This is a genomic window from Uliginosibacterium paludis, assembly GCF_039631355.1.
Taxonomy (GTDB): Bacteria; Pseudomonadota; Gammaproteobacteria; order Burkholderiales; family Rhodocyclaceae; genus Uliginosibacterium; species Uliginosibacterium paludis.
On sequence record NZ_JBDIVF010000001.1, the window covers coordinates 427268 to 453022 of the forward strand.

At 62.8% G+C, this 25755-nt stretch carries 20 protein-coding genes; 10 read left to right on the forward strand and 10 right to left on the reverse strand.

From position 1 onward, the window contains the following. Positions 1–376: 376 nt before the first annotated feature. Together ABDB87_RS02025 and ABDB87_RS02030 are read left to right on the forward strand one after the other, a co-directional pair. On the forward strand, positions 377–1978 hold the full coding sequence (locus ABDB87_RS02025) for a putative bifunctional diguanylate cyclase/phosphodiesterase (protein WP_345923640.1): 1602 nt from the start codon (positions 377–379) through the stop codon (positions 1976–1978). Positions 1979–2242: 264 nt separating this feature from the next. Continuing rightward, entirely contained in the window at positions 2243–3157 is a 915-nt protein-coding gene (locus ABDB87_RS02030; protein ID WP_345923642.1) for a hypothetical protein, read from the forward strand. Positions 3158–3307: 150 nt separating this feature from the next. Here the strand turns inward: ABDB87_RS02030 and ABDB87_RS02035 are convergent, their stop codons facing one another. Continuing rightward, entirely contained in the window at positions 3308–3700 is a 393-nt protein-coding gene (locus tag ABDB87_RS02035; RefSeq protein WP_345923644.1) for a putative quinol monooxygenase, read from the reverse strand. Between the two features lie 339 nt (positions 3701–4039). Here ABDB87_RS02035 and ABDB87_RS02040 point away from each other — a divergent pair, with 339 nt between their 5' ends. After that, complete coding sequence (locus ABDB87_RS02040) at positions 4040–4465, forward strand: SUMF1/EgtB/PvdO family nonheme iron enzyme (RefSeq protein WP_345923646.1); 426 nt, start codon at positions 4040–4042, stop codon at positions 4463–4465. Positions 4466–4701: 236 nt separating this feature from the next. Here ABDB87_RS02040 and ABDB87_RS02045 read toward each other — a convergent pair whose 3' ends face one another. Beyond that, entirely contained in the window at positions 4702–5088 is a 387-nt protein-coding gene (locus tag ABDB87_RS02045; protein ID WP_345923648.1) for a hypothetical protein, read from the reverse strand. Between the two features lie 500 nt (positions 5089–5588). On the opposite strand from ABDB87_RS02045, the gene ABDB87_RS02050 reads away from it, so the two are divergent. Continuing rightward, positions 5589–6119, forward strand: coding sequence for an REP-associated tyrosine transposase (locus tag ABDB87_RS02050; RefSeq protein WP_345923650.1), 531 nt, complete (start codon positions 5589–5591; stop codon positions 6117–6119). Positions 6120–6486: 367 nt separating this feature from the next. Here the strand turns inward: ABDB87_RS02050 and ABDB87_RS02055 are convergent, their stop codons facing one another. The 3 genes from ABDB87_RS02055 to ABDB87_RS02065 all read right to left on the reverse strand — a co-directional run bounded on the left by ABDB87_RS02055 (position 6487) and on the right by ABDB87_RS02065 (position 9859). Continuing rightward, positions 6487–7197 carry a hypothetical protein gene (locus tag ABDB87_RS02055; protein WP_345923652.1) on the reverse strand — a complete coding sequence of 237 codons (711 nt, stop codon included), beginning with the start codon at positions 7195–7197 and terminating at the stop codon, positions 6487–6489. Between the two features lie 3 nt (positions 7198–7200). Next, positions 7201–7722: a hypothetical protein gene (locus ABDB87_RS02060; RefSeq protein ID WP_345923655.1), complete on the reverse strand. Its 522-nt coding sequence runs from the start codon at positions 7720–7722 to the stop codon at positions 7201–7203. 349 nt (positions 7723–8071) lie between these two features. Further along, on the reverse strand, positions 8072–9859 hold the full coding sequence (locus ABDB87_RS02065) for a DEAD/DEAH box helicase (RefSeq protein WP_345923657.1): 1788 nt from the start codon (positions 9857–9859) through the stop codon (positions 8072–8074). A 1370-nt stretch (positions 9860–11229) separates the two neighbouring features. Between ABDB87_RS02065 and ABDB87_RS02070 the strand changes: the two genes are divergently transcribed. From ABDB87_RS02070 to ABDB87_RS02080, 3 genes are all read left to right on the forward strand, one after another. Continuing rightward, positions 11230–12741, forward strand: a complete 1512-nt coding sequence (locus ABDB87_RS02070; RefSeq protein ID WP_345923659.1) for a M12 family metallopeptidase — start codon at positions 11230–11232, stop codon at positions 12739–12741. A gap of 88 nt (positions 12742–12829) precedes the next feature. After that, a complete protein-coding gene (locus ABDB87_RS02075; protein ID WP_345923662.1) occupies positions 12830–13309 on the forward strand; it encodes a hypothetical protein in 480 nt (159 codons plus the stop codon). A 458-nt stretch (positions 13310–13767) separates the two neighbouring features. Continuing rightward, positions 13768–14652: a GGDEF domain-containing protein gene (locus ABDB87_RS02080; RefSeq protein ID WP_345923664.1), complete on the forward strand. Its 885-nt coding sequence runs from the start codon at positions 13768–13770 to the stop codon at positions 14650–14652. Between the two features lie 116 nt (positions 14653–14768). Here the strand turns inward: ABDB87_RS02080 and ABDB87_RS02085 are convergent, their stop codons facing one another. Then, on the reverse strand, positions 14769–16043 hold the full coding sequence (locus tag ABDB87_RS02085) for a right-handed parallel beta-helix repeat-containing protein (protein WP_345923666.1): 1275 nt from the start codon (positions 16041–16043) through the stop codon (positions 14769–14771). 350 nt (positions 16044–16393) lie between these two features. Between ABDB87_RS02085 and ABDB87_RS02090 the strand changes: the two genes are divergently transcribed. Beyond that, positions 16394–17032 carry an RpiB/LacA/LacB family sugar-phosphate isomerase gene (locus ABDB87_RS02090; RefSeq protein WP_345923668.1) on the forward strand — a complete coding sequence of 213 codons (639 nt, stop codon included), beginning with the start codon at positions 16394–16396 and terminating at the stop codon, positions 17030–17032. Positions 17033–17298: 266 nt separating this feature from the next. Here ABDB87_RS02090 and argG read toward each other — a convergent pair whose 3' ends face one another. Together argG and ABDB87_RS02100 are read right to left on the reverse strand one after the other, a co-directional pair. Then, positions 17299–18645 carry an argininosuccinate synthase gene (gene argG / locus ABDB87_RS02095; RefSeq protein WP_345923670.1) on the reverse strand — a complete coding sequence of 449 codons (1347 nt, stop codon included), beginning with the start codon at positions 18643–18645 and terminating at the stop codon, positions 17299–17301. Positions 18646–18772: 127 nt separating this feature from the next. After that, on the reverse strand, positions 18773–20338 hold the full coding sequence (locus ABDB87_RS02100) for a DUF4832 domain-containing protein (protein WP_345923672.1): 1566 nt from the start codon (positions 20336–20338) through the stop codon (positions 18773–18775). A gap of 192 nt (positions 20339–20530) precedes the next feature. Here ABDB87_RS02100 and ABDB87_RS02105 point away from each other — a divergent pair, with 192 nt between their 5' ends. Further along, complete coding sequence (locus ABDB87_RS02105) at positions 20531–21802, forward strand: sensor domain-containing phosphodiesterase (protein WP_345923673.1); 1272 nt, start codon at positions 20531–20533, stop codon at positions 21800–21802. A gap of 12 nt (positions 21803–21814) precedes the next feature. On the opposite strand, the gene ABDB87_RS02110 is transcribed toward ABDB87_RS02105, so the two are convergent. After that, positions 21815–23086, reverse strand: coding sequence for a sugar MFS transporter (locus ABDB87_RS02110; protein WP_345923674.1), 1272 nt, complete (start codon positions 23084–23086; stop codon positions 21815–21817). Positions 23087–23565: 479 nt separating this feature from the next. Further along, positions 23566–24030, reverse strand: a complete 465-nt coding sequence (locus tag ABDB87_RS02115; protein ID WP_345923675.1) for a hypothetical protein — start codon at positions 24028–24030, stop codon at positions 23566–23568. On the opposite strand from ABDB87_RS02115, the gene ABDB87_RS02120 reads away from it, so the two are divergent. Then, positions 24011–25726 carry an Svx/AvrXca family virulence/avirulence protein gene (locus tag ABDB87_RS02120; protein WP_345923676.1) on the forward strand — a complete coding sequence of 572 codons (1716 nt, stop codon included), beginning with the start codon at positions 24011–24013 and terminating at the stop codon, positions 25724–25726. The genes ABDB87_RS02115 and ABDB87_RS02120 overlap by 20 nt on opposite strands. Positions 25727–25755 lie beyond the last annotated feature (29 nt).

Genomic DNA, 25755 nt, shown 5'->3' on the forward strand with positions numbered 1-25755 from the left:
TGCTACCGCTCGGACCCGCTCGGCGTGCGCCTGGTGCGGACGGGAAACTGAGCAGCACAGGACGGGGCCGGCCCGCGGAGTCGCCCACCGGCACCACGCCGGGCGAGACCCGGCATCAAACCTGCTAGTACGATCCGGGAAGCAGCCTGCCGGACGGCCCGCCGGAACCGCGCATCGTCAGGAGCCGCGCGGCCGGGCGCCGCACGCAGCATGCTGCAAGCGCAGCTTCAGGCCCGGGCCTCTTGAGCCGTTGAAGTGACGAAGCCGGGCACTTGAACACATCAGACTGCCCGATCCGGACAGTTCGAGATCGACCGAAAGTCCCCGGGCGGATGCTTCCCGGCACGAGAAGCCCAGGACTCCAAGCACTGAAACCATGCAGGGAAACGCAAACAACCTCACCGCACGCATCACCCGGATGAAGTGGTTCGTGGTCGCCCTGACCCTGACGATCAGCGGCTCGGTGCTGCTGATCATCAACTTCTTCCACGGGGAATACCTCGTGATCCGGGAAGAACTGATCCCGAAGATCGACGCGCTGCGCAAGATCGAATCCCAGATCCTCCGGCTCAGGACGCACGCGCTCTACATCACGCTGGAAGATGACCGCAGCCGGGTCGTCGTTCACAAGGAAAGATCCTTCAAGAGCTTCGACGAGCTTGAAAGCCAGCTGGACAATTACAGCGTGCTGCCCAGAAAAGAGGCGGAACAACTCCTGTACGAGAAAGACAAGCTGTCGATCTACGAAACCTGGAAGCGCCACCTCATCGTCGTCCGCAACGCCGAGTACTACGACGAATCCGCCGCCAAGAATTACCTGAGGTGGGAGTACATGAATCAATCCGGCGATTCGGTGCTCGCGATCGACTCTCACCTGGCCTATCTCAAGAACGAACTCGCCGCCAGACAGAACCGCCTGCGCTTCTGGATCGTGACCCTCTTCGCCTCGGTGCTGGTCGCGATGGTCATCCGGATCCTGATCACCTTCCGTCACTCGAAAATGATGGAGGACGAAATCCGGAATTCCGCAGAAACCATCAAGCTCGCGCTGATGAAGGTGAAAAAGGAATTCGACCTGGGCATCAGGATTCCGGCCATCAATAACGAATTCGGGCTCGTCGCCAACGAAATCAACCAGCTGATCAATTACTTCGGCAAGAACTATTCGGTCTTCGACAAGAAAATCTGCGAAGACGAAATCAGGCTCGGGGCCGAGCTCCAGAACGCCATCACCGCGAACGAACTCTCGCTGGTCTATCAGCCGATCGTCGACACCCGCAGCGGCCGGCCCGGCAAGGTCGAAACCCTGCTCAGGTGGCACAGTGCAAAATTCGGCCCGGTGCCGCCGGATCGCTTCATCCCCATCGCGGAGCGCCACGGGCAAATCGTCGAGATCGAGAACTGGGTCATCAAATCCGCGCTGGCCCAGCAGAAACGATGGCTGGATGAATCCGGCCTGGATCTGGCCATCGCCATCAACGTCTCCGCCCCGCATTTCCTCACCGAAGGCTTTGCGGCCTTCATGAAGCGCGAAGTCCGCGCGGCCGGCTGCAAGCCCGAGCGCGTCGAGCTGGAGGTGACCGAGAGCGTGATGATCAGCGACATCAACTCCGGCATCCTCGCGCTTCAGGAGTTGTCGGAATTCGGCATCCGAATCTCGCTCGACGATTTCGGCACCGGCTATTCCTCCCTCTCCTACCTCGCCCGCTTCAGATTCCATGTGCTGAAGATCGACCGCTCATTCGTCTCCGCGCTCGACAGCGAAGAAGCCTTCAAGCTGGTCAACGGCATCGTCCGGATCGGTCACGCGCTCTCAATGCAGGTCGTCGCCGAAGGCGTGGAAACGCCTGAACAGCTGCAGAAGCTCAAGGACATCGGCTGCGACCAGGTACAGGGCTACTACTTCTCCAGGCCCGTCGTGCCGGCCGAGATTGTTCCGCTGGTCAAGGCTGGCAGCGCAAACCGGCATTCAGGCTGAGGCGGCTGGCGCATGGTGCTGCGGTGGCCGTCTTGCCGCGGATACGTGATGATCCGGAACGGCGGCAGCAGTCCGGGTATGATCTGCGCATATCCGGAAAACCCGCCGGTTGGCGGCATTGGATCACGCAGCGCTGCTCGTCACAGGCATTGATGCCGGCCAGCCGGTCGGCTGCAATCGCTCGGCCAGCCAATCCTTGCATTTGTCATGGTCATTGTCCGGATCGCACGCTCTCTCCATCAATGAACTTCAGGCTCAAGCGCCATGTCCCTGCTCCGTCATTTCCTGATCCTGATCATCGGCGTCTTCACGGTCAGCGCCGCTTGCGGCGCGGTCCAGGTCGAGGACACGATCACCTATCTGCCCGCGGTGCGGTCTGAGAACGCGGCCTGCGTCTGGGAGCCCGCCATCGTCAAAGCCGCCCTGGCCCATTCCGGAGGGGCCCTCATCCCCCTGAGCGGAACGCCAACAGCCGGCGACACCCGGCTCTCCATCCAGGTGATCGGGTTCGAACTCGAGCGCTCTTCGCGAAAGAGCCGATACACCGTGCGCATGCGGGCAAACGTCAGCGAAGGTGGCAAACTCCTCGCCACGCGCGACTTCGAGGAAGACGCCTCCTTCACCGAGAGCCAGACCGCCTGCTCCACCCTCAACGGGATCGGCGCATCGCTTGGCGAAAGCGCTGGCGAATGGATGTCGCAAACGCGGCTGCCGACCTGCGCGGAAGGCTGTACCGGCCTCCACCCCGATGAACCCATTGTCGTGGCGACTGAGGTGCTGATCGCTCATGCCGACGCCATCAACGACACCGTGCGCGATGACTGCCAATTCCAGACGGCGCTGGTCACACGCCTGGTCAAGGCCTTCAATGAAAGCGACAGGCCCTCGCGTGCCCGGCTCGAAGCGCGAAGCATCGACATCGAGCAGTACAGCGGGCGGCGCCTGATCTTGCGCGTGAACAACGTTCATGCGCTCGGCGGCGGTGGCTTCTCCGGCCCCAAGTGGATGAACATGTCGGGCGAATTGCGTGACGGCAAGCTGCTCGTCGGCAGCTTCCATTCGCACACCACATCGGGGCGTGGCGTCACGACCTGCCGATCCGTCGACGCGCTCATCGAAAAAACGGTTGAGCTGATCAGCGAATGGTTGAGCGATCCAGTGATTGATGCCGATCTCTGAACCCGCTGCCAGCGAAGCCGGGCGCTTCCGGCGAGTCACCCGGGGGCTGGCCGCAGCGCCTGAGCGCACCATCCCGCGCCCACCTTCCTGAATCAAGGCGGCAGGCGAAGCCGCCACGGCCGCGTGCGCGAAGCGCGTGGTGTGAGCGGATCAGTTGCCGACCGGACTCATCCTGATGACGCTTGCCGGTTTCGCGCGGAAGCCAGGGTTCCTCGCCACCGCCGCGACCATGTGCGCCGTTTTGCCATGCGCGACAAGCGCTTCGCGGGACGCCCACTTTTCAACGAGGATGAACCGGTTTTCATCCTCGTCATCACTGAAGAGCTCATATTGGATGCAGCCCGGCTCGGCCAGCACCAGCGGCCTGAGCGCTTCAAAGGCCTCGATCTGAATCGCCCGCTTGCCCGGCTGAGTTTCGATCAGCACCAGCAGATGGATGGCTTCCATGACGTTTCCATTTCGTTTCGACTGAAGAAGCCGACAGTGTGGCAGCTGCGAGCGGCGCGGAACACCTCCGGATGAAAGCTCGCGCTCCGGGCGCATCGGCCACTCTGCGCAGCAAGAGCAAGGCGGGCGTGGCACGCGCCCCGGATACCCCCGGGGTGGAACGCAAAGCGGCTCGCCCCACCCCGCCTTCTGGCGAAGATTCATTGAGGTCGTCCCCGGAAGGGAGGAGGCCCCGCCAGAGTGCTGCCCTGCGACCTGGCGCGAGGCACCCGGGGGACGAGCTTGCCTTCATGCCTCACACCGGCTATCCATCCCTTGGGTGGGCGCATCGAAGATCGCTTCCACAGGGAATGCCCTCGACGTCGCGCCCGACCACGCTTGAAAAAACGTGGGAACACGCAGCTGTCATGACCTCAACACGGAGAACTACCTGCCATGAAACATAAGTCGTCTGTCACTCTTCCTCGCCTGGTTTCTCTGGGCCTGGCGCTGTTCAGCACGCTCGGCCTGGCGGCAGAACCGCAATGGCTTGCAGAGGCGACGGAGAAAATGAACTGGAACGCAGCCAGCGCCTATTGCGCAGGCAAAGGCGCCCGTCTGCCAACGGAGGCTGAAATCCAGAAAGAAATAAAAGCCTGCGGCGGAACGCTGACCGGCGATTATTTTCCGGACGAAAATGAGGCAAACGAGAACTATCAGGCCTGCATGAAGAGCAAAGGCTGGGAAGGAGACTACTGGACAAGCAGCACGCCCGCGCAATCACAAACCTGTGCGCTGGATATCTACATCAGGCGCGGCAATACCGGCTGCGGCACGAAAACAGAGAGCGCCCTCAAAGCGCGCTGCACGCTTCAGAAATAAGAACGCGCAAAGCGCAGGGGATCAGGCTTCCCCTTATTTGCTTCGGCCTCCGGAATCCAGCAGCTGAGCATTCCCATTGCCTGCTCAACTGCCCACCAGGCGGATCCTGGCCGCGCGGACGCCGGATGCTCGCGGCAAGGAAGCGCCGGCGAGCTTCACCTGGCGACGGACTGCCGATATCCGGGGAGCGAGGTCGAGCACAGGGCCATTCAAAAGCTGAGCTGAGCTGCGCAACCTTAACGAGCCCTGAATGCCAGGTAGAGGCCAAGACACAGAATCCCGATGGCATAGGGAAGCACGCTGCTCAGGATCGCCAGCATGCCGCCCGCCTGGCCGAGAAGGTGGGCCACCAGGCCGAGGATGCTGCCGCCAGCACCGAGCACGATGACAGCCAACGCGCCTGCGGGTGACGGCTTGAGAGGCCGCTCGCGCGCCTCACGCTCTTCGCCCTCCTTCCCGGTAAAGCGTCGCCATACCATCCGGATACCGAGCAGCGCAGCCATGAGGACGATCAGGGCAATCGTGGAAGGCCAAGTCGTTCGCGGACCGTCCCAGGCGTCAAGTGGCAAGGCAGCGAGAAGCACAAGATGCAGCAATCTGCGTGAAGGCGAACGAGGAGGCATGCAGAGGTCAATCGTCAATGTCGGAGGACCGAAGAAGTCGGGTCACTACACGTGGCAGAGTCAGATCTTGAATTAAAGCATTTCAGACGCGGTCACGATCCGGATGATGCTTGCGTAATGCATTCCGAAAGCTGCGGCGATTTCCTGTTGTGTGTCATCACCGCTGGCCCAGGCCACGCAGATCGCTGCGTTGCGGCTGGCTTTATCGCGGCTTTGGGCAACATAGTCAGTCAAGGGCAGCCGCGCAGGTCGGAAAAGCGCAGCGCCTTCCGACAATCCAGGCCGTAGCACATCAGCAGCCTCAACAATCAATGACGTAGTAACTTGTAGAACGGCGTAGGGCGGAGTGAAAACACCGCCACCCGGATCAACGCACGCCGTCACGCACGGGCGAAACATCAGGTTGGGTTGGCACCCCACCCTACGAATCCCCGTCGTCGGCGACAACACTCGCGGGCACGATTCCGGATTCGCCACGCAGGCTGCGGCACACTCCCGCCATGCCCGAATACCGACGCATCTGGCGCCCAGGCGGCACCTATTTTTTCACCGTCACGCTGCTTGAACGGCGGGGCAATGATTTACTCGTGCGCCACATCGACAGCCTGCGTGCCGCCGTGCGCAAGGTGCGCCAGCGATATCCGTTCCACATCCACGCCTTCGTCGTCTTGCCCGATCACCTGCATTGCATCCTCGAATTGCCCGAAGGCGACGCCGATTTCGCCACCCGCTGGATGCGCATCAAGCAGGAGTTTTCATTCGCCATCCCGAAAACCGAATGGCGCAGCGCCACCCGCCGCAAGCGGCAGGAGCGCGCCATCTGGCAGCGCCGGTATTGGGAACACCTGATCCGCGACGAAAAAGACTTTCAGGCGCACATGGATTACGTACATTTCAACCCGGTGAAACACGGGCATGTAGCCCGCGTGATCGACTGGCCCCATTCCAGCTTCCACCACCACCTAGCCGCCGGCACCTACCCAGCCGATTGGGGCAATATCAGCCTCACCGACAACATCGGCCACGAATAACAAAACGCGAAAACAAGGCGACAGGGGATAGGCGTAGGGTGGAGTGAAACTCCACCACCCGGAACACCGCGTAGTCACGTGCAGGGGGAAACATCCGGTGGGGTTTGCACCCCACCCTACGAACCGGACGCCACCTTACGCGATCGCCGAAAACATCGGTTCGGTCACGAATAACAAAACGCAAAAAAAGGCGACAGGCGTAGGGCGGAGTGCAAACTCCGCCAACCGGAACATCGCACGCGGTCACGTACGGGGGAACAACCGGTGGGGTTGGCACCGCACCCTACGAATCGGGCCGCTTCAGCCACCCCGCCGTACGCGGTACGACCCCGCCGTACGCGGTGCCCCCTTTTTGCGCGGTGAAAATTTACGGCATCTCCCCGTACATTTTGTAATCCAAACCGAGACCATTCATCACAAACACCAACTCAGAATTGTTTCTTAAAAAATCAGAAGACTTATAAGACAAAAATCTCATACTAATCATGATTAATCTAAGGAGCGCAAAATCAGACATGTTTATAAGAACGTTGTAATACATCTCTCTGTCTTTTTTTGAAAATCCATTTTCATCAGATAATTTTTCGTGAACTATTTTTTCTGACACATAAAACATTCTAGAAAGCTTAAATATCTCATCACCGTCATCGTAAAATTTTATTGCGTTTGGTATTTCTTCAATGCTATTCGAAGATATTCTTTCTATTTCACCCTCTATAAACCTTACCGCTTCTGATGCAGTTAGAACTCTTCCTTTGCTTCTTATTGAAAAATCGCTAAAACCAGCCGATTGACGATCAATCATGTTAAAAAACAATGACTCAAACGCCCTAATTCTTTCGCCTCTTTCTCCAGCCTGATTTGCTTCGCTCTGCAGAACCAAAGACCTAACAACAAGAAATATTGAAATAAAGCTAAGAATCGGATTTAAAACGCCACCAAAATAGTCGCCAAACTGATCCCAATTCGCACCATCATTTGACAGCGCTCCGCCGAAGAAATAAAAAAAATTTACAGAATATAAGGCACCGACAAGAAAAACAGCTATAGCAGCGAAAAAAATGTATCTATTCACCATAGCTCAAAACCCTCTGACTATATATTTTACAACCTTCCCGTTTCTAAGCCTTACAGGAGACACATTAAGCCTGAGATACTCCCAGCGATCTTTTTCTAGACCGTTGTTGTGATTTAAATTTTCTGAAAATACTTTCTTTCCAGAAACATTCATAAACCTATATTCACTATCAAACCCAAAGGCTACAGTTTCGCGTTCGTCAATAATTTCCAGGCGACCATTTCCTGTGTTTATGTTGAGCCTTGTAATCCCGGCAACAATCTCAATCACTTCGGAAGACTCTTCAGCCAAAAGCGCGTCAGCCGTATCTCTATTGAACAGAGCGAGGATGGTCTGCTCAGAGCGTGAGCGCCTAATTCGAATTTTTGTATAAAAATCAAACCTATTTGAAGCGGCGTGAATATTTACCAACGGTGAGTGTCTAAGCTGAGACAAAAGATCTTCAGATGCTTCGCCAATTTTGGTTAGTATTTCTTCTGATTTTTCAGACAAATCTCCGCTATAAACATATACAGATTCGTTCAAAAAATAGGAAACAAGCTCACAAAAAGACTGCCGACCAATTCGGTTGAATTTTGATTTAAGAGTTTGGTCGTATATATCTAAGCTAAAAATTTGGCCATAAGACCCTGAAAAACTATTTTTTTAAATTAGTCCTTATACTGTCTTTGTGATTAAGTCGCTGCGGGCATTTTCCTGAAACTATTGTTTCAGATATAAATCTGATTGAGTCAGAGGCTCCTTGGAGCGTCTCCAATCCGGTTTTCATATCAACAGAGTATTCCGGAGAATCTATAACAACATCAAAATTCAGGGACATAAGTAGCTTTCAATAAAAAGTTAACTAAACCAATCTTTGAAGCGGCCTTGTTTCTCACGAACCCACCACCACCAATCTCTCCGTCGCCCGCGTCATCGCCACATACATCAGCCGCGCCTCTTCCTCATCCTCGCTCGTGAGCGAATCCGCACCCGGAATCACCACCAGCGGAAATTCCAGGCCCTTGCTGCTGTGGAAGGGCAGCAGGCGCACGGTGTCCTGCTTCGAATCAAAACGAATGTCATCTTTCCAGGTCGCCGGAATACCGAGGCGGTTCAGCGCGGCGCGCACTACCTTGCAGGTCGGGTAATGCCGGTAGAGCACCGCCATGTCCCGCCAAGGCGTGCCCGCCTCATGAGCTTCTTTCAGGTGGCGGGCGATCCATTCGCCTTCATCCTGCTGTTTCGACAATTTGATCAATAGCGGCGCCTCGCCATGCCGCCCGGCGGAAATCGGCGCCACGCGCGGCACGCCGTCTTCGTCGGCCTCACTGGGCGTGAGGCATTCGGCGGCAAACTGTTTGGCGAAGTCCAGCACTTCGCGGGTGTTGCGGTAATTCACCTTGAGCACGGTGGTGCGGCCCTGCGCCTGAATGCCCACGCTCTTGAAGCTGAAGTTGCGCTTCTTGCCGGCGTCGTAGATGGACTGGGCGTCGTCGTAGAGCACCAGCAGGGAATTCGTTGCCGGGTCGACCATCCCTGTTACGAGCTTGAGCCATTCGGGGCGGAAGTCGTGGCCTTCGTCGATGAGCACGGCTTCGTACTGCCCGCCGGGAATCTGGCCGCGCGTGGCGGCGTCGATCACGGCCTGCACCTGTGCGGCGTAGTAGGCGTCGTTGTCTTCGCCCTTGACCGGCATGTCGACGTGGTAGGCCTTGAGCTGGGCGTAGCACCAGCTGTGGAAAGAGCGCACATTGACCTTGTCCGCCACGCCGCGCGCCTTCATCCAGGCTTCGAGCCGGGCCGCGAGCGACTTGTTGTAGCAGAGCACGAGGATGGGCTTGGTGGCGGCGCGCGCGAGGTGCTCGGCGCGGTAGCCAAGGATCAGCGTCTTGCCGGAGCCAGCCACGCCGTGGATGACGCGGTGGCCTTCGCCCAGGCTGCGCGCGAGCTGCTCCTGCTGCAGATCCATGACGCGCATGATGTCCGGCAGCTGGACGGGCTCGGCCTCAGTCTCGGCCACGCTCTCGAACAGCCCGCCCTGCGTGGGGGCGGCAATGCGCACTTCGGGAAAGAGCTGCCAGCGGATGCGGTCGATCTGCGGCAGGCTCAGCAGGCAGGTGAAGCGGATGCGGAACATCTGCCACAGACGTTCCTGAAAGGCTTCCGGCTCGACCGATTCGGTCATCTCATCCATGCAGATCACGAGGTTTTCCGGAATCACCTCGCCGAGCTGGCCCTCGGTGAACTGCTTGCGTGTCATGTGGCTGAAGACCACGCCATAGGCCCAGGGAAGGCGCAGCTTGCCTTGCTCGCGCCCGCTGCTGAAGACGAGCTGCGGGTCGCGCTGCAGCACATTGGAAACCGCCTGCGCGTAGTGCCGCGCCTGCTCCAGCGGATTGGCGACATGCTTGAGGCCGGTCGGGGTCAGGATGGCTGCGTCACTGCGGGTCATGGACTGCAGCGTATCGACCTTCCAGTCCTTGACCTCCAGCACCAGGATGCCGCGCCGGGGATGGAGCACGATGAAATCGGGGTGATCGTTGCGCGCGCCGCCCAACGGCACGTCGTACCAGCACAGGTAGTCGTCTTCGAGCTTGGCTTCGAGGCGCTGCGCAAAGCGCCGCTCGCCCGCCTGCATGCGCCCGGCGCAACTGCCGTAGGCGGGAATCAGTGTGGCCATGAGTCCTCCAGCCCGGTCGGGGCCAGGATGTGTCGCGCGGAGAGAACGGTTTGAGGCGGAATCACGATGCGAAGCGGAGCCAGCGGCCACGCGGCGGTGTGCGGGCTCGCATGCAGCATGGCCTGGCCGAGGGTACGGCGATCCGCGCCGCGTGGGTCGCGTGGACACGAACGCTGACAGTTGTACGGATCACTGCGCAGCGGCGGCCGCACAGGCAATGGCTTGCCCGCGTGTGTGCGAGTGCTGAACGCCGGAATCCGTGTGGCCATGCCCTCCCCCGTGATGCGTCAGATGTGCCGCCTTGCCTTGAGGCGTGCTTGTGCGCTCATTGTAGGAAGCGGAAAGCCCCTTTTGTCAGGATGGCGAATGCGCGGGCGGACTTTCTTCACGCTGCTGTGGTTTTGTGCGCAGCGCCGCCCGGCGTGTTCGAAACAGAAACATGTGGCGCGGTCTGCGGGCCGTCCGGCGCATGACAGGCGGATGCGGGCGTGGCCGTCTGCATGAAGCGGTGAGTGCGGCGGTGGATGCGTGAGAGGGTGCCTGCCTGCAGGGCGCCGGGTCCGCGAGCCGGCGAACGCCTGCCCGGCGAGCGATCAGCAGTGCGCGAGCCCTGGCCTGCGCACGGCTGATCCGGCACCTGTCGCTCAGAGGATGGAGGCGATGCCGATGTTGATGACGAAGATGGACGCGACGACGCCCAGAACGGTGATGCAGAAATCGCGAAGGAATCGCATGGTGTGTCTCCCGTGGTTCGGATGAAGTGGAAAGGCTTCGACATTCAGGACAACGTCATGCAACACGCACCGCATGGCGCCGCCCTGGCCTGCCAGACGGGCCGGAGTGCTCCGGCGCATCGTCTTCGCTCTGACAGACCCGGTGCCGGGCCGAGGCGTTCCGTGCCGCGCGGCTTCTGCAGAAAAAACGCGACGGGGCTGACGCAGCTTCGCAAGGCGACCCCGCCGGCGAGGCTGCGCCGGGCCCGGCGCGCCCTGTTCGCCCCGGGCAGGCGCCGCCAATCCGGCAGAAATGCCGGAGTCATCACAATCGACAGCGCCGTCCGACGGACGGCGAGGCGTCAAGCCCCTCGAAAATCAGCGCGGAACGGGGCATTCCAGCCCGAAAGGGAAGGCATTTCCTCCACTCGTTCGGCATAAGCGGCCGCTCATGCCCGCCACACCGCTTTCAGCGGCGACCGGCGGCGTTCGCGCAGTGGCAGCGGTGGCGCAAGGGAAAATTCCGGCAAATCAGAAACATAAAAGTTCAGGCGGCAGCGCCGGCCAATGGCCTGCGGTCTGAGGTTCCGACGCTTTCAGACGGATCAGGCATGAGACGCGGCTCATGCCCCGGCACAACAATCAGGGAGTTTTTCAATGCATGTGTCTTCACGACTCGGGCTCGCGCTCGGCTTCACCCTGCTCTGCGGCAGCGCCATGGCAGAGCACCCCATGGTGGCCGCCCACCGTGGCCATTCGGTCGCCAGCCAGACGGAAGCCGCGCGTGCTGCGAACAGCGCCATCGCCGCCCCGGTGCAGCAAGCCCGCATCCAGGGCCGCAGCAGCCAGTTGCGCTATCAGGTGATCAATGGCTCGGCGATGCTGGGCGGTGACATGATGCTGGGCAATGCCGACTATGTGCGCCAGCACGGTGTGCCGGACTTCGGCCGCCTGCTCGCCCACCGCTCGCCGGAAGCGGCCAAGGCTCGCCAGGCACAGATCGCGGCAAGCAATGTGTCGCTCTCGGCGCCGGCCGGCTCCAGCTCGAACGGGGTGACGCGTGCCGTGAGCCGCTGGCCGAACAACGTGCTCTATTACGTGATCGACAGCTCGATGAACACCAAGGGCCGTCAGGCGATCACCGATGGTCTGGCGATGCTCGCCGCACGCAGCCCGATCCGCTTCGTGGCCCGCACGAGCGAAGCCAACTATGTGAATTTCACCGCCGGCAGCGGTTGCTGGTCTTATGTGGGCATGATCGGCGGCAAGCAGGACATCTCGCTCGGCAGCGGTTGCGAATATTCATTTGTCGTGGCGCACGAAGTGATGCACGCGCTGGGCTGGCAGCATGAGCATCAGCGCGCTGACCGCGATGCCTACCTCACGATCAATCTGGCGAACATCACCAGCGGCATGGAGTACAACTTCGACAAGCTGCCGGCCACCGAATCGGAAGCCTACGGCGCTTATGACTTCGCCTCGATCATGCATTACGACGCATATGCCTTCTCGAGCAACGGCAAGCCGACGATGGTGCCGGTCTCGAGCAGCGTGGGGCTGAACTCCTTCGGCCAGTCGACCACGCTGAGCGCCGGTGACGTGGATGCGCTGAACCACTTCTACCCGGCCAGCTCGTCGAGCAGCTCGGCCACCTCGTCGGCCTCGAGCAGCCGGGCTTCGTCGTCCAGCAGTCGTGCGTCCTCGTCCTCCTCGTCTGCGGCGGCTTCGTCCTCCAGCAGCCGGGCGTCGAGCGCGAGCAGCGCGTCGTCCAGCCGTGCTTCGTCGGCCGCATCGTCGTCGAGCAGCAAGGCGGCCAGCTCCAGCAGCGCATCGAGCCGCTCCAGCAGCTCGTCCAGCACGGCCAGCCAGGCATTCGTGATCACCCCGAGCAGCAACACGCTGAGCGTGACACTGGGCCGCACCGGCAGCCTGGCGTTCGCGATCCAGGGCACGAGCACGGAGCTCTCGGGCGCGACGCGTTATGCCGCAAGCATCAGCAACAGCGCCGTGGTGGGCATCTCCGGCCTGGGCATCGCGAATGGCAGCAGCAGTGCAGACAAGTGGCTGCTGGTGAAGCCCTCGCGCCGTGGCACGAGTACCATCCGGCTCTATGCGACCTCGGCGAGCGGACGCATGAGCAGCTTTGATCTGACCGTCACCGTACGCTGAGACCGAGACGCGGCCGGAAGCTTGAGTCCGGCCGCGATCGAGGCAACACTGGCAGTTTCCCCCAACGAAGAATGGATCGAATGCACTCATGGCACGCTTGCTTCGCAGCTTTCTTCTCGCGGCGCTGAGTCTGGGCATGTCCGCCTGTCTCAATGCCGCGCCGGATCCACTCCCCTGGCTGAAAGGGGAGATCCATATCGACCCCGCACTGGCTGATTTTCCGGCCAGCGAGCTGGAGCTGAGCCTCTACCACATCGGGCCGGCAGACCGTGCCGCCGAGCTGGTCGACCGCAGCCGCACGCCGCTGGAGGCGCATGTGCAGGGCAAGGCGACGCGCCTGCCCTTCAGCCTCGGCAAGGCCAGCCAGTACCAGGCCGGCGAACGTTACTTCTTCACCGCCTACATCCTGCACGATGGTCAGCGCAGCCATGCCGGGCGCTGCGGTGCGGCGCTGGCGGCAAGCTGCCCGGCTGGTGAGCCGGCCGGCATGCAGGCGATGAAGCTGGAGTTCGACGAGCTGCCGACCACGCAGTATGAGGAAGCGCCGCGCCCTTCGCGCTGGCGGTGAATGCGATCGCGGCGCGGCCGGGTGAACCCCGGCTGTCGCACCGCCTGCAGCCCTTCAGAGGATGGCCGCGACCAGCAGCCTGATGGCATGGACGGATGCTGCCGCGCCGAGCGCCGTGATGACGAAATCCCGGATCGGTCTCACGATTTCGTTCCTCTGACGCTGGTGGTGGGCACACATGCAGCCTAAGGAGGAGCGGGCCACCGGCTGCACGCCCCGCCCTCCCGCAAGCCGATGATTGCGGGCCGGGCTGCGCGCCCGCGGCTTCCGGCAGGAATGCGCACAATTCGCCATCGGCTTGCTGCGATCTCGACATGCGCTGTTGCGCGGCTGTATCGGCACGCCGGCGACCATCACCTGAACCCCGCGCGCCGGGACGGGCTGCATTGGCGGAAACCCGGCTCAAGCTCAGCCTCGCGCGGCCGTGATTCGAAGGAGTTTCCCTCGCGTATCACTTGATGAAATCCCTCCCCCCTTCCCTTCTGTCGCCCGAGCTGATCCAGGATGTGCTGGATGCGCTGCCTGCCCCGGTGTTCGTGAAGGACAGGCACGGTCTCTATCTCGGCTGCAACCGGGCCTTTTCGACACTGGTCGGCAAGCGGCCGGACGAGATCGCGGGCAAGTCCGTCTTCAATCTGTGGGAGCCGGATCTGGCCAAGATCTATTTCGATGCCGACGAGGCCCTGATGGCGAGCGGCAAGATGCAGCAGTACGAAGCGCAGGTCATCACACAGTCGGGCGAGCGGCGCGATGTGCTCTTCTACAAAGCGCTGCTGAGCGACGCCACCGGCAGCATCACCGGCATGGTCGGCACCATTCTCGATATCACCGAGCGCAAGACGCTCGAACGCACGCTGACTGCGCTGGCCGAGCATGACGCGCTGACCGGCCTGCTCAACCGGCGGGCGATCTTTGATTACATGCAGCGCATGAGCGACCCCCGCCCGGTGGCGGTGCTGATGTGCGACCTGGACCACTTCAAGGCCATCAACGACGCGCACGGCCATTTCGGCGGCGATGAAGTGCTGCGCACCACCGCGCGCCTGCTGCAGGCCCAGCTGCGCGAGGAAGACCGGCTGGCACGGGTGGGCGGCGAGGAATTCCTGATCATCCTGCACAACGCGGACGCCGGCATCGCCCTGCAGGTGGCCGAGCGCCTGCTGGCGGCCGTCAGCCACGCGCAGATCATGTATGAAGGCCGGCGGATCGATGTGAGTCTGAGCCTTGGCGCTGCGGTGGGCCACGCTGCTGGCGGCGCCGCAGTGGGGCTGGTGCGGATCGCCGACGACCGGCTCTACCGGGCCAAGCGTGAAGGCCGCGGCCGGATCGTGATGAGCGACTGAACACTGCGCACATTGCGGGCACGTCCTTCGCCTGCAACCGGCATGAAAAAGGCCGCCCGGGCGCAAGACATGCGCGCGGACGGCCCGGCAGGCTGCGCAGTTCGCGCAGCGAGTGCTTATTGCCGCTCGAAGGCGCCGAGGTCAGGCGCCGATCCGAGATAGGGCAGACCGACGTCGACGCCCTTGTCGATCATCTTGCTGGAGGAAGAAAGACGGAACAGGTTGTTGCTCGGCAGGCTGCCGTCGGCATTGCGTGCAGCGGTAGCAAGGCTGGTGTCCAGGCTGGCGAAATCCGAGCTGCTGGCGGCCAGGCCGGTGTTCCAGGTGTTGTTGGTGGAGGTGGCGTTCGCGATGCTGTCTGCGCTGCCACCGGAGAGCGAGATGTTGTTCTTGAAGATGTGCTTCGAACCTGAAGCCACCGCCTGGCCGAAGCCGTAGTTGATGCCGTTCTTGTAGCTGATGTTGTTGTAGACCGTGACGCTGCCGGTGTTGCTGTTCTGGTCGAAGCCCTTCTTTGTGTTGCCGAAGGCCACCGACTGGGTGATCACGTTGTTTTCGGCCACGTTGTTGCCGCCGAGCTTGAAGCCGTTGCCGTTTCCGACAAAGCCGCCGTAGCCCCAGCTGTCCACCCCGTTGTTGAAGGCCCAGCTCTTTTCGATCACGACCTTTTCGGTGCTGTCGAAGGTGTCGAAGCCGTCATCCGAGTTGTTCCAGGCGCGGCAGCCATAGAAATAGTTGCCGGGGCCCTGTGTCTGCTTGGAAGCGAAACCGTCCGCCATGCCGCCCAGCTTCTTCGGGTCGTAGTTCATGTAGGAATCGGTGTTGATGACATTGGTATATGAGCCGCCCTTGTTGATTTCCAGCCCGCTGTTGCGGTTGTTGTAGAAGGCGGTGTTCTCGAAAGTGTTGTAGGAACCGGTCACGTAGGCGCCCTGATAGCCGGCGCGGGTGACTGCAATGCCCTTGAAGTACCAGTAGCTGCCGGTCACATAGAAGCCGTAGGAGCTATCGACATAGGTGTTGGCGGGGAAGGAGAAGTCGATCACCGCGCGGCCGCAGTTGGCCGCCACCATGTAGATCCTGGCGCTGGCGCTGCCGGACTTCGACAGCGTGATGGTGTTCTTCGCGCCTGCGGTATAGGGAATGGTATAGGTGCCCGGCTGCAGCAGGATCATCTGGCCTGCCGACACCTTCGACAGCGCGGCCGAGAAGCTCATCGGCGCCGAAAAGCTGGTGCCCGCCCCGCTGGCCGAGCCACCGGGGGTGACGTAATACACCTTGGACGCGGTAAGGTTGCTGGTCTCGGTGCCGCAGCCGGTGATGGTGACGGCCGAGGCCTGGCCGCCGAAGATGAGCAGGCCGAGGCCCGCAGCAATGAGTGCGTGATTCATGTTTCCGTCTCCTGGTCTTGCCTTGTTGGAAGTGTGGGCAGCCTGGCCGCCCGCTGCGGAATACCCGCAGCCCGAAAATGCTATCAGCACCCGGTGCGGGGTGGAACGGGCCGCCGGATCGGGCCGCCGGATGGCGCGGATCGCGCTGCCGGCTTGATCCTGCGCATGCTGCATCGCATCAAGCCAAAATCAGTTTGCGTTGCAGGCGGCTCAGGTTTACCCTAGCCCCTCTTTCCACCCCGTCCGGCATCAAAGTCCCTGTTTCGCACCGGGATGCCCGGCGGGCGCCAGAGCGGCAGAATTCCAGTAACCGACGACCTCATGCGTCACATTTTCCAAGGGAGCCTTCCATGAAGATTGCACTCATCAACGAGAACAGCCAGGCAGCCAAGAACGAAATCATCTTCAACGCACTGAAGACCGTTGCCGAGCCCCTGGGCCACCAGGTTTTCAACTACGGCATGTACGGCGCTGAAGACAAGGCTTCGCTGACCTATGTCCAGAACGGCATCCTGGCCGCCATCCTGCTGAACTCCAAGGCTGCCGACTTCGTCGTGACCGGCTGCGGCACCGGCATGGGCGCCATGCTGGCCCTGAACTCTTTCCCGGGCGTGTTCTGCGGCCTGGTGATCGACCCGACCGACGCTTTCCTGTTCGGCCAGATCAACGACGGCAACGCCATCTCCATGCCCTACGCCAAGGGCTTCGGCTGGGCTGCCGAGCTGAACCTGCAAGACGTGTACCGCAAGCTGTTCGACGGCGAGCGTGGCCTGGGCTACCCGAAGGAACGCGCCGCCATCATGGCGAAGAACCGTGGCATCCTGAAGGATGTGAAGGCTTCCACCACCAAGGATCTGGTCAGCGGCCTGAAGGGTCTGGACCAGGAACTGGTCAAGGGTGCGATCGCTGGCGAGAAGTTCAAGGAATACTTCTTCGCAAACGCCACCGACGAAGGCATCATCGCCTACGTCAAGGGCATCACCGGCTGATTGCGCTGCAAGGCCTGATCCACGAAAAACCCGCCGCTGGCGGGTTTTTTGTTGCCTGCCGAGTGCAGGCGGTTTTGCTGGCGGAGACCACGGCGCATGGTGAGTCTTCGGGCAGGCCCGCGCGGCACTGCCGCCTTCCGGTGAGAAGCGATCATGAGACGCCTGCCGGTCGCGCGAGCCTTCACGCTGAGGGAGTCCAGCCCGGTAGCGTTCATCAAAAAGCCCGCCATGACGGCGGGCTTTTTCGGTGCGGCGAACGCTCGCGCTTACTTCTGCTCGTCGCCGCCCGTGAGCAGCGGAATGCTGCCTTCAGACTGCGCACCCAGCAGGCCGGTACGGCTGTAGATGCCGAGCTTCTGGCGCGTGTCGGAAATATCGAGGTTGCGCATCGTCAGCTGGCCGATGCGGTCGGCCGGGGTGAAGGCTGCGTCTTCCACCTTCTCCATCGACAGGCGCTCCGGCGCGTAGGTGAGGTTCGGGCTCTCGGTGTTCAGGATCGAGTAGTCGTTGCCACGGCGCAGTTCCAGCGTGACTTCACCGGTGATGGCGCGGGCCACCCAGCGCTGGGCGGTTTCGCGCAGCATCAGGGTCTGCGGGTCGAACCAGCGGCCCTGATACAGCAGGCGGCCGAGCTTCATGCCGTTCATGCGGTACTGCTCGATGGTGTCTTCGTTATGGATGCCGGTGACGAGCCGCTCATACACGATGTGCAGCAGGGCCATGCCCGGGGCTTCGTAGATGCCTCGGCTCTTGGCTTCGATGATGCGGTTCTCGATCTGGTCGCACATGCCCAGACCATGACGGCCACCGATGATGTTGGCTTCGTTGAAGAGCTCGACCGCGCTGGCAAAGGTCTGGCCGTTGATCGCCACCGGCACGCCTTCTTCGAAACGGACGGTCACGGTTTCGTTCTTGACGACCACGTCGTCACGCCAGAAAGCCACGCCCATGATCGGCTTGACGATGTGCATGCCGGCGTTGAGGAACTCCAGATCCTTGGCTTCGTGCGTGGCGCCGAGCATGTTGGAGTCGGTCGAGTAGGCCTTCTCGACGCTCATCTTGTAGTCGAAGCCGTTGGCGATGAGGTATTCGCTCATTTCCTTGCGGCCGCCGAGTTCGTCGATGAAGCTCTGGTCCAGCCAGGGCTTGTAGATTTTCAGCGCCGGGTTGGCGAGCAGACCGTAGCGGTAGAAACGCTCGATGTCGTTACCCTTGTAGGTCGAACCGTCGCCCCAGATGTTGACGCCGTCTTCCTTCATCGCCACGACCAGCGCAGTGCCGGTGACTGCACGGCCCAGCGGGGTGGTGTTGAAGTAGGTGGCACCGCCGCTCTTGATGTGGAAAGCACCGCACTGGATGGCGGCAATGCCTTCGGCCACCAGCTGCGGGCGGCAGTCGATCAGGCGGGCAATCTCGGCGCCGTAGGCGCGGGCCTTGCGCGGGATCTCTTCGTAGTCGGATTCGTCCGGCTGGCCGAGGTTGGCGGTATAGGCACAGGGCACGGCCCCCTTGCCGCGCATCCAGTGCACGGCGGCGGAGGTATCAAGGCCGCCCGAAAAGGCGATGCCGACGCGCTCGCCGGCGGGAATCTTCTGGAGGATGGTTGCGGTCACGTCAGACGTCTCGGACAGGGAGTCAAATGAAGCGCGCATTGTAGCGCGTCCCCGCCCCTGCGTCCGGCAAGGGCGGAAGCACATCGTGCGCGGGGTTCCACACGGACTCCCGCGAACGCCCGGCGTCTCAGCGCGTCACGCTCAGGCTGCTGCCGGTGGCAAAGGCGCCCAGCGTGGCGTCCCAGCCCTGCCCGGCACTGCTGTTGTCGGCGTTGGCCGGGCGGATCGCGTAGCGCACATCAGACGCCAGCAGCGGATCGGGGAAGGCGATCAGCAGGTCGTAAGTGCCTGCCGCCTGCCCTGCCGGCACCATCGCCGTGAGTGCGGCCACGCTGGTGTCCCCGGGCAGCCAGCCGCGTGGGTCCGAGCCGGTGGCATCGATCTGCGTTACGGCCAGCGTCGAACGGTTGCGCAGCAGCACGCGAATGCCGCGCGGATTGAAAGGGCGCGCCCAGCCGGCGTTGAGCACCGTGAGCGACAGCGGCAGGGCCGCCCCCGCCGCCACGCTCGCCGGATGACTGCTCTTCACCAGTTGCAGGCGGTAGCCCATCTTGCGGCGCACTTCGGCCATGCAGCCCTGGCTCGTCCAGTTTTCATGGAACAGGGGCCGGTAGTACTCGTCGTTCAGGTAGCTCAGGTGATAGCGCGCGCCTTCGCCGAGGATGTCATCACAGCTCGTGCGGGCCACGGCTCCGCTCTCGTCCGCGGGATTGCAGGTCTCGCCGCCGAAGGGCGCGAGCCCGCTCATCGAGGCGACGTAGCTGCGTTGCGTGGCACGGGTGGCAGCACTGTCGGAATAGGTGCCGACGTCGGTGTCGCTGGCGAGGAAGCAGTCGTTGTGCATGCCAAGCCGGTAATTGCCGGCCAGCACCGACGAGAGTGCGGGCAGGGTCGGTGTCCACTCCATCAGGTAGCCGGCATAGCGGATCTGCACGAAGCGGCTGGCGGGCACCGCGGCCAGCAGTGCATCACGAACGCTGGCGCGGCTCGAGGCAGTCAGCAGATTGTTCGACGAGGTGTGCCACTCGCCCCAGGCACCGATGAAACCGGCCTGCACGAAGGCGATCACATCGGCATTGCGTGTGAGCACCGGTGCGAGTTGCGCGAGGTGCGCCTGCACCTGGGCAAGACTCGCATCCTGCGCATTCTGGTAGCCGGTTTCGTCTTCCGGATAGTTGTAGGCGGCGCGAATGACGAGCTTCACGCCATTGGCGCGGGCATTCGCAAAACTCGCATCCAGCTTGGTGAGCAGGCTGTCCGGCAGGGTCGTGCTGCGGTAGCTGTCGAGGCGCAGCAGCGAATAAACCAGGCGATAGCCGCTGGTGTAGGCATCCTTCATGTCGGCCGAGGTCACCGCGTCCAGTCCCGCCCAGGTCCAGCGATAGAAGCCGCGCTCCGGATTGGGCAGGTCTTCGGTACTGGCGGCAAAGCTCGCGCTCACGCCGTAATCGACCGCGGCGGCAACGCTGGATGACGCCGCCGACGAGGCGCTGGACGCCGAAGCCGCGGACGAGGCCGCCCGGGAGGAAGCCACCGAGGAGGTACTGAGCGCAGACGACTGCGAGGACGAAGCCACCGAACCGGTCGTGCCGGCAGTGCCGTCACCGCCACCTCCACCGCCACAGGCGCTCAAGAGGATCAGGAGCGCAGCAGTCAGCGCGGACAAGGGGTGGCGAGGCAGCATCTTCATCATTCGGCTTGAAACAGGATCAGGCCGCAGTGTGCCGCGCGCCGCACGCGCAGCCCTTGCCGGATGGCCGCTCGGGCCAGCCGCGCAGCGCACGGCACCGGGGTAAGCCCTGAGCCGTGTCTGCCCGCCTGTTCATGCCCGGATCCGGGCGGCCTGCCACATAGTGGGGCTCATCCAATCCCCCGGAGGCCGGGCATGGGAAACACTTCAGACACCGCTTCACTGGCCAGGCTGCTGCCGACCCAGGTGCCGGCCGACGGCATCTCGGCGGAAATCGACCGCATCCTGCGTGCGGTGCGCGCGCATCTCGACATGGATGTCGCATTCGTATCCGAGTTCATGGACGACGTCCGGATCTTCCGGCATGTCGACGCGGCGGGCTGGACGCCGGTGCAGACCGGAGACGCCATTCCGCTGGACGCCGGCTACTGCAAGCGCGTGGTGGAAGGCATCCTGCCCCGGTTGATCCCCGACACCGCCCAGGTGCCGGCCGCGGTGGCGATTCCCGAGACCGCGGCGGTACCGATCGGCGCACACATCTCGGTGCCGGTGCGGCTCTCGGACGGCCGCCTCTACGGCACCTTCTGCTGCTTCGGCTTCAAGGCCGAACCCACGCTCAACGAGCGCGACCTGCGCATCATGGAAACCTTCGGCGAACTGGTGGCCTTCCAGGTCGAGCGCCAGATCTGCCTCCAGCATGTGCAGGAAGAGAAACGCGCGCGGGTCAGCGCGGTTCTCGACCAGGGCGGGCCGCAGATCCTGTTCCAGCCCATCTGCCGCCTGAGCGACGGCGAGCTTGTCGGCGTGGAAAGCCTGTCGCGCTTTCCCTCCGGACCGGACGCCGACCCGGAAACCTGGTTCAGCGACGCAAACGAGGCAGGCATGGGCCTGGCGCTCGAAACCAGTGCGATCCGCAATGCCCTGCAGGCGCTCGGGCAACTGCCCGACTCGCTCTACCTGGCGGTGAACGCCTCACCCGAAACCCTCATGGACGCCAGCTTCGACGCCCTGTTCCAGGATGTCGATCCGACACGGATCGTGCTCGAGCTGACCGAGCATGTCAGGGTGCGCGACTATGCCGGCCTGATGCAGCGCATTGCGCGGCTGCGCGCGCGCGGCATGCGGCTCTCGGTGGATGATGCCGGTGCCGGTTACGCCAGCATGCGGCACATCCTCAATCTGCATCCCGAGATGATCAAGCTCGACGTGAGCCTGACCCGCGGCATCGACCAGGACCCGGCCCGCCGGGCGCTGGCCGCCGCGCTGATCGATTTCGGCCGCCAGACCGGCTGCAGCGTGCTGGCAGAAGGCATCGAGACGCCCGCCGAATATGCGCTGCTGGGCAAGCTCGGCGCCACCAACGCGCAGGGCTTCTACCTCAGCCCGCCGCTGCAGCTGCCCGAGTTGCTGCGCTTTGCCCACGACCACCGGATCGCAAGCCCGGCGGGGCGGCGAAGCGAAGCCTGAGCGGCAAGGCGCTCAGCGCGGCCGCGCGCCGGCGCTGCCATACCAGGCGATGTAGAGGTAGCACAGCGCCGGAATGATGAAGGACGGCATCAGGCCGAAGCTGTCCGCCCCCCAGCCCTGCAGCAGTGGCACTACCGCACCGCCCACGATGGCCATGCAGAGCATGCCCGAGCCTTCGCTGGTGAAGCGGCCGAGGCGCGCTACCGCAAGCGAGAAGATCGTGGGGAACATGATCGAATTGAAAAGACCGATCGACAGCATGGCCCACATCGCGAGCCGCCCCTGCAGCAGGATCGCCAGGGCCAGCAGCGCAATGTTGAACAAGGCATTGAAGGCGAGCAGGCGGGTGGCCGGAATCCGCTGCATGAGCGCGCTGCCGACGAAGCGTCCGACCATCGCGCAGCCCCAGTAGATCGACAGGTAGCGGCCGGCGACCTCCGGCGGCAGGCCTGCGATCGAGGGCTGCCCCATCACCGCGACCAGCAGACTGCCGATTGAGACCTCGGCCCCCACATACGCGAAGATGCCCAGCGCGCCCAGCACCAGATGCGGGTACTGCCAGATGCTGCGGCGGGCCGGCAGCGCGTCGCCATCGTCGGCACCGGCTTCGCCGGTCCCCCGGGGCAGCCTGAAGACCGCGATGAACACCGCAATCGCACCGAGCACGGCAGCGAGTACCAGATAGGGATGCTGGACGGCGTTGAGCTGGGCCTGCTCATACGCGGCAAGCTCTGTCGCAGACAAGGCCTGCAGCTCCGGGGCCGATTTCACGGCGACGGCCAGGATGAAAGCCGCGCCCAGGGCCGGGCCCACCGTGGTGCCCAGCGAGTTGAAGGCCTGGGTCAGGTTGAGCCGGCTGGAGGCGGTTTCCGGCGAGCCGAGCGCAGTCACGAAGGGATTGGCCGCGACCTGCAGGAAGGCGATACCACTGGCAAGCACGAAGAGCGCACCGAGAAACAGCGGATAGGACTTCATGCCGGCCGCCGGGTAGAACATCAGGCAACCGCTGGCCGCGATCAGCAGGCCCATCAGGATGCCGCCCTTGTAGCCGATTTTCTCGACCACCACGCCCGCCGGGAAAGACATCACGAAATAGGCCATGAAAAAGCAGAACTGCACCAGCATGGCCTGCATGTAGTTCAGCGTGAAGAGTGCCTTGAGATGCGGGATCAGGATGTCATTGAGTGAGGTGATCAACCCCCACATGAAGAACAGCACCGTCAGCGCGATCAGCGCACTGCGGTTGCTGGAAGGCGTTGATGCCTGCCCGTGTTGCGGATTCATGCCATTCCTCCATCCTGAAACAAGCCTGCCGGCGTACCCGGCGAGGGAGCAAGCTTGCCACGCGGCGGGCGGAACAACCATCGTGCGGAGATTAAAAACAGGCGCCCGCACAGACCCGCCGGAGCGCAATCCTGCCTCTGCCGGCGAAAAGGTTTTTGCCGCTCATCCCGCTTCCTGCGCCGCCAGCGCATCCGTCCCGCGCGCCGATCGCCGGGCGACGATCGGCGGCATGGCAGCCCCGCATAATCCGCCGTCATATGCGCCCACTCGCCCGCCCGGGCTCAACGCGAGGCGCCGGAAAGGGAGTTCAGCGAGATGAAAGCCTTACGCCACGCAGCCCTGTTGCTGCTGGCTCTCGGAGCCACGGCCAGCCATGCGGCCAACCGCCCCGCGGGCTATGTCACGATCTGCAAGGAAGGCCAGACCTGCACGCTGGCCGCCAGCAGCAATGTCGCCTTCGGCCGCGCCGACAAATTCTTCTACCGCACGCTGTCGGGCAGCTTTGTCTGCAGCAACGCGACCTTCGGCGGCCGCATCACCGGGGGCGTGAACGAATGCTCGATCCCGACAGCTAGCAGCAGCGCCAGCTCCAGCAGCGCGGTGTCCTCGAGTTCGAGCAAGGCCTCTTCGAGCGCGGCGAGCAGTGCCAGTGTTGCCAGTTCCAGCAAGGCCTCGTCCAGCTCCAGTGCGGCGGCCGTGTCGTCTTCCGGCAGCAAGGCGTCTTCAGCCTCCAGTGTGGCGGTCTCCAGCTCCAGCAAGGCTTCATCCGCCAGCAGCTCGGTGGCGAGCAGTGCGGCCGCATCCAGCAGCGTGTCCTCGTCGAGCAGCAGCACGACCACTGCGAGCTGCACCGCCGGCAGCGGCAGCACCAGCTGGCCCAGCTGCAGCGTGCCGAAAACGACTTGCGTCGCCGGCACCTGGGGCGTGACCAATCCGTCCGGCATGCCCGCCGTGCAGTATCAGACCGCCCACTTCGCCTTCCGCTGGAACGGCACGACAGCTACCCAGGCCCAAGCCCAGGCCGCTGGCGCGATGCTGGAAACGATCTGGGAGACCTACATGAACAAGGTGGGCTTCACCGAGCCCTACTGCGACACCGCCACCAAGTACAAGGCCAATATCCACATCGATTCCACCTTCGGGCTCTCGGGCGGCGTGACCGGCACGCGTGACATGGGCATGTGGATCGGCCCGCTGGCACTGGCCGACAACTGGGGCCTCGCACATGAGTTCGCCCATGCGCTGCAGGGCTCGTCGCAAGGCATGCGTGATTCGCCCTATGTCGGCTGGATCTGGGAAAGCCACGCCAACTGGATGGCGCACCAGCTCGACCAGTTCCGCAGCGAAGTGCATTGCTCCGAGATGCTGGTCAACGGCCCGCACCTCTACCTCGGTTCCACCCGCGACCGCTACTGCAACTGGCAGGTCTGGGAATACCTGAAGGACCGCTACTGCTACCAGGCCGTCAATGACATCTGGACTAAGTCACTCAAGCCCGGCCAGAGCGGCTACCTCAACGAGGATCCCTTCACCGTGCTCGCCCGCAACATGGGCTGGTCGGTCAGCCAGCTCAACGACTTCCTCGGCGAATGGGCGCTGCACAACGTGAACTGGGATTACCGCAACCACGACGGAACAGACCAGGGCACGGTGTATCGGGCGAAGTACGGCTCCTATGACGACCGCAGCGGCGTGCGCCGCCTGCGCGTGACCCGCCTCGACCCGATGGACAAGAGCCTGCGCCGCTTCTCGGTGCCGGCCGCCTGGGCACCGCAGCGCTGGGGCTACAACCTGGTCCGCCTGTATCCGGACAGCGGCGCGAGCACCGTGAAGGTCACCTTCCGTGGCGTCGTGCAGACTTCGCCGGTCAACACCGCCTTCGGCAGCTACCTGAACCAGCCTTCCAGCATTCCGAACGCCAACTCCGGCTGGCGCTGGGGCGTAGTCGCGATCGATGCCGACGGCAAGTCGCGCTACAGCGCCCTGCAGAGCGGCTCGGACGGCGAGGTGAATTTCTGCCTGCAGACCGGCGACAAGTCGCTGTGGATGGTGGTGATGGCCGCGCCGCTGACGATGCAGCAGATCATCTGGGACCAGATGTACTACTCCGTCTATCGCTATCCGTGGATGGTGCAGTTCCAGAACGCGATGCCTGAAGGCTTCCAGACCGGCGCCGCCACGCCCACCACGGGAGGCGCCTGGCACAGCAACGGCGGCGGCTGGGTGGCGAGCGCGGCGTCCGTCGCCTCCACCGCCTATGTCGGCCCCTATGCCCAGGTGCTGGGTGGCACGGTGTCGGGTAACGCCCGCATCGAAGACCACGCGGTCATCCTCAACGGCACGGTCAGCGGCAGCGCCGTGGTCGGCGGGCTGACGGTGCTCTCCGGCAACACGGCGGTCACCGGCAGTGCGAAGGTCGGCACCGTGTATTACGGCCCCGGCGCCTACGAAACCGGCATCACGCTGTCGGGCACCGCGCAGCTCTATGGCGATGTGGAGGAGCGCGGCGTATCGCTCTCCAAGGGTGTGTTCTACGGTTTCGTCGACAGCTCGGTGGCTGCCGACACGGCCCAGGGAGCTGCCCGCACCGCGCCGGTGGTGGAAGTCACGGCCCCGCCGACCTACACCTGGCGGCCCTGAGCCCGCGCCGGACGGATTCCGGCATGCCT

Bases quoted from the DNA above. Each gene is read 5' to 3' on its own strand.
- ABDB87_RS02025 (WP_345923640.1), top strand. From the start codon at position 377: ATGCAGGGAAACGCAAACAACCTCACCGCACGCATCACCCGGATGAAG.
- ABDB87_RS02030 (WP_345923642.1), top strand. From the start codon at position 2,243: ATGTCCCTGCTCCGTCATTTCCTGATCCTGATCATCGGCGTCTTCACG.
- ABDB87_RS02035 (WP_345923644.1), bottom strand. From the start codon at position 3,700: ATGCGCCCGGAGCGCGAGCTTTCATCCGGAGGTGTTCCGCGCCGCTCG.
- ABDB87_RS02040 (WP_345923646.1), top strand. From the start codon at position 4,040: ATGAAACATAAGTCGTCTGTCACTCTTCCTCGCCTGGTTTCTCTGGGC.
- ABDB87_RS02045 (WP_345923648.1), bottom strand. From the start codon at position 5,088: ATGCCTCCTCGTTCGCCTTCACGCAGATTGCTGCATCTTGTGCTTCTC.
- ABDB87_RS02050 (WP_345923650.1), top strand. From the start codon at position 5,589: ATGCCCGAATACCGACGCATCTGGCGCCCAGGCGGCACCTATTTTTTC.
- ABDB87_RS02055 (WP_345923652.1), bottom strand. From the start codon at position 7,197: ATGGTGAATAGATACATTTTTTTCGCTGCTATAGCTGTTTTTCTTGTC.
- ABDB87_RS02065 (WP_345923657.1), bottom strand. From the start codon at position 9,859: ATGGCCACACTGATTCCCGCCTACGGCAGTTGCGCCGGGCGCATGCAG.
- ABDB87_RS02070 (WP_345923659.1), top strand. From the start codon at position 11,230: ATGCATGTGTCTTCACGACTCGGGCTCGCGCTCGGCTTCACCCTGCTC.
- ABDB87_RS02075 (WP_345923662.1), top strand. From the start codon at position 12,830: ATGGCACGCTTGCTTCGCAGCTTTCTTCTCGCGGCGCTGAGTCTGGGC.
- ABDB87_RS02080 (WP_345923664.1), top strand. From the start codon at position 13,768: ATGAAATCCCTCCCCCCTTCCCTTCTGTCGCCCGAGCTGATCCAGGAT.
- ABDB87_RS02085 (WP_345923666.1), bottom strand. From the start codon at position 16,043: ATGAATCACGCACTCATTGCTGCGGGCCTCGGCCTGCTCATCTTCGGC.
- ABDB87_RS02090 (WP_345923668.1), top strand. From the start codon at position 16,394: ATGAAGATTGCACTCATCAACGAGAACAGCCAGGCAGCCAAGAACGAA.
- ABDB87_RS02100 (WP_345923672.1), bottom strand. From the start codon at position 20,338: ATGATGAAGATGCTGCCTCGCCACCCCTTGTCCGCGCTGACTGCTGCG.
- ABDB87_RS02105 (WP_345923673.1), top strand. From the start codon at position 20,531: ATGGGAAACACTTCAGACACCGCTTCACTGGCCAGGCTGCTGCCGACC.
- ABDB87_RS02110 (WP_345923674.1), bottom strand. From the start codon at position 23,086: ATGAATCCGCAACACGGGCAGGCATCAACGCCTTCCAGCAACCGCAGT.
- ABDB87_RS02115 (WP_345923675.1), bottom strand. From the start codon at position 24,030: ATGCCGGACGGATTGGTCACGCCCCAGGTGCCGGCGACGCAAGTCGTT.